The 5,265-nt window shown below is 66.3% G+C and carries 5 protein-coding genes; all 5 read left to right on the top strand.

Features of this window, described 5'->3' with window-relative positions; translation table 11 throughout:
• A partial coding sequence (locus tag AC1D00_RS25260) for a cytochrome c-type biogenesis protein (RefSeq protein ID WP_477012521.1) occupies positions 1-347 on the top strand: 347 nt, incomplete at its 5' end.
• Positions 348-474: 127 nt separating this feature from the next.
• Positions 475-1,818, top strand: coding sequence for a methyl-accepting chemotaxis protein (locus AC1D00_RS25255; protein WP_477012520.1), 1,344 nt, complete (start codon positions 475-477; stop codon positions 1,816-1,818).
• 222 nt (positions 1,819-2,040) lie between these two features.
• A complete protein-coding gene (locus AC1D00_RS25250) occupies positions 2,041-3,621 on the top strand; it encodes a Do family serine endopeptidase (protein WP_477012519.1) in 1,581 nt (526 codons plus the stop codon).
• Between the two features lie 273 nt (positions 3,622-3,894).
• Positions 3,895-4,575, top strand: a complete 681-nt coding sequence (locus AC1D00_RS25245; protein WP_035965648.1) for a response regulator transcription factor — start codon at positions 3,895-3,897, stop codon at positions 4,573-4,575.
• A partial coding sequence (locus AC1D00_RS25240) for a HAMP domain-containing protein (RefSeq protein ID WP_477012518.1) occupies positions 4,559-5,265 on the top strand: 707 nt, incomplete at its 3' end. The genes AC1D00_RS25245 and AC1D00_RS25240, both read left to right, overlap by 17 nt.

The following is a 5,265-nucleotide window of genomic DNA, read 5'->3' as shown; positions in this document are numbered from 1 at the left end:
GCATGGACACCCAGAACCAGACGATCGACGATTCCGAAGCGCCGCTGGCGCGCGACCTGCGGCTCCTGGTGCGCGAGCGCATCGCGGCCGGCGACAGCAACTCGCAGGTGCTCGACTTCCTGGTCGCGCGCTATGGCGAGTTCGTGCTGCTCAAGCCGCGCTTCGAGCGGCAGACCATGCTGCTGTGGTTGCTCGGGCCATTGCTGCTGACGGGTGGCGGCCTGGCGCTGTGGCTGCAAATCCGGCGTCGCGCGCGAAGCGGTGCAGACCTACCAGCTCCCCCGCTCACGCCCGATGAAGAGGCGAGGCTCGCGGCATTGATGTCGGACGAGACGAAGCGGTCCTAGCTACGTCAAGTCGTCCCGGCTTACGTAATGATACGTAGGCCATCTGGCGCTGCGTGTTTCATGCTCTGTTGACCTTTGTCTGGAAGCTTGTCGCGAAATTCGATTCCAGACGTTTGAGTCCTCAGCGATGTTCACGAACAGCAATCTGACGATCCGCTTCCTGGTCGGCGCCGTCGTCGCTGCATTATTGTTCCTGCTGGGCATCGGCGGCGGCACCGGCTTCGTCGCGGTGCTCTATCTCAACAACGAGATCACCAGCCTGTCTTCGGACTTTGCTGCGCTGAGCGGGCCCGCGCGTGATCACGCGATGCAGATCTACCAGCAGGCACAGGCCGCATTCTCCTATTTCCTGATCGCCTGCGGCGTGATCGCGGTCGTCGCCTGCGCGATCTGCCTCACGACTTGGTTTGCCGTGCGCAACGGCATCCTCAGTCCCTTGGCGGCGATCGTGCATGCCATGCGCGAGGTCGCCGACCAGAAGTTCGAAACACCCGTGCCGGGGCTCGGCGGCACCAACGAGATCGGCCTGCTCGCCGGCGCGCTGGAGGTCTTCAAGACCAATGGGCTCGAACGGCGCCGCCTCACCGAGCAGCAATTGCATGAAGCGCAGCACCAGGCCGAGCGGTCGACATTCCTGGACGACCGGATCAAGCGCTTCAACGATCTCGTCGCCAGCGTCGTCGACAGCGTGGCCTCGTCGGCGGTGCATCTGAAGAGCAATGCCGAGACGCTGTCGCGGACGGCCAACGACACCAGCACGAAGGCGAGTGCGGTGGCGAGCGGAGCAAGCCAGGCCAGCGCCAGCGTCCAGACGGTCGCGGGCTCCGCCGAGGAGATGACGAATTCGATCGGCACGATCAGCCGCCGCGTCACCGATGCGACCCAGCGCGCCGAGGGCGCGGCGGCGCAAGCCGAGAAGAGCCGCGACACCATCCACACGCTGTCGGATGCCGCCGACAAGATCGGCGAGGTCGTGCAGCTCGTGCAGGCGATCGCATCGCAGACCAACCTGCTGGCGCTTAACGCCACCATCGAGGCGGCGCGGGCAGGGGAGGCCGGCAAGGGGTTTGCCGTCGTCGCTTCCGAGGTGAAGAGCCTCGCGCACCAGACCAGCAAGGCGACCGAGGAGATCACCTCCCATGTCGCCAGCATCCAGGGCATCACCGCAGAGACGCGCGGGGCGATCGACGGCATCTCGAAGACGCTGTCGGAGATCTCGTCGATCATGTCCGGCATCGAGGTCGACACCGCCCAGCAGCGCAACGCCACCCAGGACATCTCGCGCAGCGTCCAGGACGCCGCGCGCGGCACGCGCGAGGTGTCCAATCACATCGTCCAGATCACCTCGACCTCCGCCGAGACCGGTCGCATGGCGGCCGAGGCCCGGGATTCCGCCGTCGATCTGTCGCAGCAGGCCGAGACCCTGAAGCGTGAAGTCGACGAGTTCATCGTCAGCGTCAGGGCGAGCTAAGGTCGCCAAAAACCTCGCCCCGGGGCCGGTCACCGGAACTCGAATAAGTTCCTGTAAGACCACAACTTTCGGTCTGCGCTAAACTGCCGCATCGGCATCGCCCTTCATTACGAAAGTTTAACCCAGCCGCCAGCGCGCGGTAAGGCGGGAGTCCCCATCTTCAGGTCCGCAAGGTGCTGGCATCCGGCACCAAATCGATTTCAAGGCCCTGGAGATCTCTGCATGACCGAACGTCCCGACCTTTCGAACCTTCCCTCCTACCGGCAGCCGCGCCGGTCGGTCTTCTCCGCGCGCAAGATCGCGCTGATGGCCTCGGTCGTCGCCGGCTTCGGCGCCGCCGTCTACGGCTTCAGCCCGTCGGTGTCGCCGGCCGACCTGTTCTCCAGCCCGGCGCATGCGCAGGTCAACAACGAGGTCCGGAAGGTCGAGCGCCCGGTCGGTTTCGCCGACATCGTCGAGCGCGTGAAGCCGTCGGTGATCTCGGTGAAGGTCAACATCAAGGAGAAGACCGCCAGCAACGATGACGGCGACGATTCCTCCTCGCCGTTCCAGCCGGGCTCGCCGATGGAGCGCTTCTTCCGCCGCTTCGGCGGTCCGGACGGCATCCCCGGTCTGAAGGGCGGTGGTCGTGGCCGCGTCGTGCAGGGCCAGGGCTCCGGCTTCTTCATCTCGGCCGACGGCTTTGCCGTGACCAATAACCACGTGGTCGACGGCGCCGACAAGGTCGAGGTCACCACCGACGACGGCAAGACCTATACCGCCAAGGTGATCGGCACCGATCAGCGCACCGACCTCGCCCTGATCAAGGTCGAGGGCAGCTCCAACTTCCMGTTCGCCAAGCTGGCCGACGCCAAGCCGCGGATCGGCGACTGGGTGSTCGCGGTCGGCAATCCSTTCGGCCTCGGCGGCACCGTGACCGCCGGCATCGTCTCGGCCAGCGGCCGCGACATCGGCAAYGGTCCCTATGACGATTTCATCCAGATCGACGCGCCCGTGAACAAGGGCAATTCCGGCGGTCCCGCCTTCGACACCAACGGCGAGGTGATGGGCGTCAACACCGCGATCTACTCGCCCTCCGGCGGCAGCGTCGGCATCGCGTTCTCGATCCCGGCCTCCACCGTGAAGACGGTCGTTGCCCAGCTCAAGGACAAGGGCTCGGTCAGCCGCGGCTGGATCGGCGTGCAGATCCAGCCGGTGACGTCCGACATCGCCGACAGCCTCGGCATGAAGAAGGCCGAAGGCGCGCTGGTGGCGGAGCCGCAGGCGAACGGTCCGGCCGCGAAGGCCGGCATCGAGTCCGGCGACGTGATCACCGCGGTCAACGGCGAACCCGTCAAGGACGCCCGCGAACTCGCCCGCACCATTGGCGGCTTGGCCCCCGGCGCGACTGTGAAGCTCAACGTGCTGCACAAGGGCCAGGACAAGGTCGTGAACCTCACCCTCGGCCAGCTGCCGAACACGGTCGAGGCCAAGGCCGACATCGACAATGACAGCGGCAAGGGTGCGAGCAAGGGCACCGACGTGCCCAAGCTCGGCATGACGGTTGCGCCCGCCAATTCCGTGGCCGGCGCCGGCAAGGAAGGCGTCGTGGTTACCGAAGTTGATCCGAAGAGCGCCGCAGCCGAACGCGGCTTCAAGGAAGGCGACGTGATTCTCGAAGTCGGCGGCAAGAGCGTGAGCACCGCCGGCGATGTCCGCGACGCCATCAACACGGCGCGGACCGACAGCAAGAACAGCGTCCTGATGCGCGTGAAGAGCGGCGGCCAGTCGCGCTTCGTCGCAATTCCCCTCGCCAAGGGGTAACCCTCAGGAGGCCTACGCAATGAAGGGTGTCGCCCGGCATCAGTCGCCCCAGCCGCCGGCGCCCTTCGGGGGAGCAGCGTAACGTTCGCTTCCCCAGTCTACCTTCCGGTGGAATTACGCCCCCCTCCGTCGGAAGGCCTAGGGCGGTGAGGTCCCCCCAGCTTCACCGCCCGCCTTTTTCTCGACCCGAGACTCTCCCACTCGGCTTGCATGCGATTGCCGCTCGCGCCATGTTTAGAGAAGGTGACCTCCTTGACCGCCGCCGAACGCACGATGCGCCTCCTCATCATTGAAGACGACCGCGAATCCGCCGACTACCTCGTGAAGGCGTTTCGCGAAGTCGGACACATTGCCGACCACGCCGCCGACGGCGAGGAGGGCCTCGCCATGGCCGAGAGCGGCGATTACGACGTGCTGGTGGTCGACCGCATGCTGCCCAAGCGCGACGGCCTGTCGCTGATCGGCGCGCTGCGCGACAAGGGCAACACCGCGCCGGTGCTAATTCTCTCCGCGCTCGGGCAGGTCGACGACCGCATCAAGGGCCTGCGCGCCGGCGGCGACGACTATCTGCCCAAGCCCTATTCCTTCGCCGAGCTCCTGGCGCGGGTCGAGGTGCTGTCGCGCCGCCGCGGCGGCCCGGCCGAGGACACGCTCTATCGTGTCGGCGATCTCGAGCTCGACCGGCTCTCCCATCGCGTCGCCCGCGGCAAGGACGAATTGACGCTTCAGCCGCGCGAATTCCGTTTGCTCGAATACCTCATGAAGCATGCGGGCCAGGTGGTGACGCGCACCATGCTGCTGGAGAACGTCTGGGACTATCATTTCGATCCGCAGACCAACGTGATCGACGTGCACATTTCGCGGCTGCGCTCCAAGATCGACAAGGGTTTCGAGCGGCCGCTGCTGCACACGATCCGCGGCGCCGGGTACATGATCCGTGACGGCATTCGGTAAACTCGTCCGCACCACGGCATTCCGGCTGACGCTGGTCTACCTGTTTCTGTTCGCGATGTTCGCGGCCTCGCTGCTGGCCTATTTCGCCTGGAATACGCGCCGGCTGATCACCGAGGAAATCACGCAGACGGTGAATGCGGAGACCTCGGAGATCAACGAGCTCTACGGCCGCCGCGGCTTGCGCGCCCTGGTGCTGGCGATCGAATCCCGGGCGCTGCGGCCCGGCGCCAACCTCTATCTCGTGACCACGCCGACGGGGCAGGCGATCGCCGGCAATGTCGGCTCGCTGGCGCCCGGTGTGATGGCGACGCGTGGCTGGTCGGAAACCGCCTACCGGCGCATCGAGGACGCGGATGACCGCGACCATCGTGCGCTCGTACGCGTCACCGAACTGGAGAACGGCTTCCGGCTCCTGATCGGCCGCGACCTCGCCGAGCGGCGGCGCCTGTTCGGCATCGTCGCCAAGGCCGCGCAATGGTCGATTCTGATCGTGGTCGTGCTCGGGCTCGGCGGCGGCGTCTTCGTCGCGCGCAGGGTGCTGAGGCGCATCGATGCGATGAGCGGCACGGCGCATCGCATCATGACCGGCGATCTCAGCGAGCGCCTGCCGGTGGGGCGCAGCGGCGACGAGCTCGACCGCCTCGCCGAAAACCTCAATGCCATGCTGGAGCGCATCGAGGCGCTGATGGC

This window comes from Bradyrhizobium sp. P2_E8 (assembly GCF_056403875.1).
This window is presented reverse-complemented; position numbering and strand designations above follow the sequence as displayed.

Coding starts and splice junctions, on each gene's coding strand:
- AC1D00_RS25255 (WP_477012520.1), top strand. CDS start 475: ATGTTCACGAACAGCAATCTGACGATCCGCTTCCTGGTCGGCGCCGTC.
- AC1D00_RS25245 (WP_035965648.1), top strand. CDS start 3,895: ATGCGCCTCCTCATCATTGAAGACGACCGCGAATCCGCCGACTACCTC.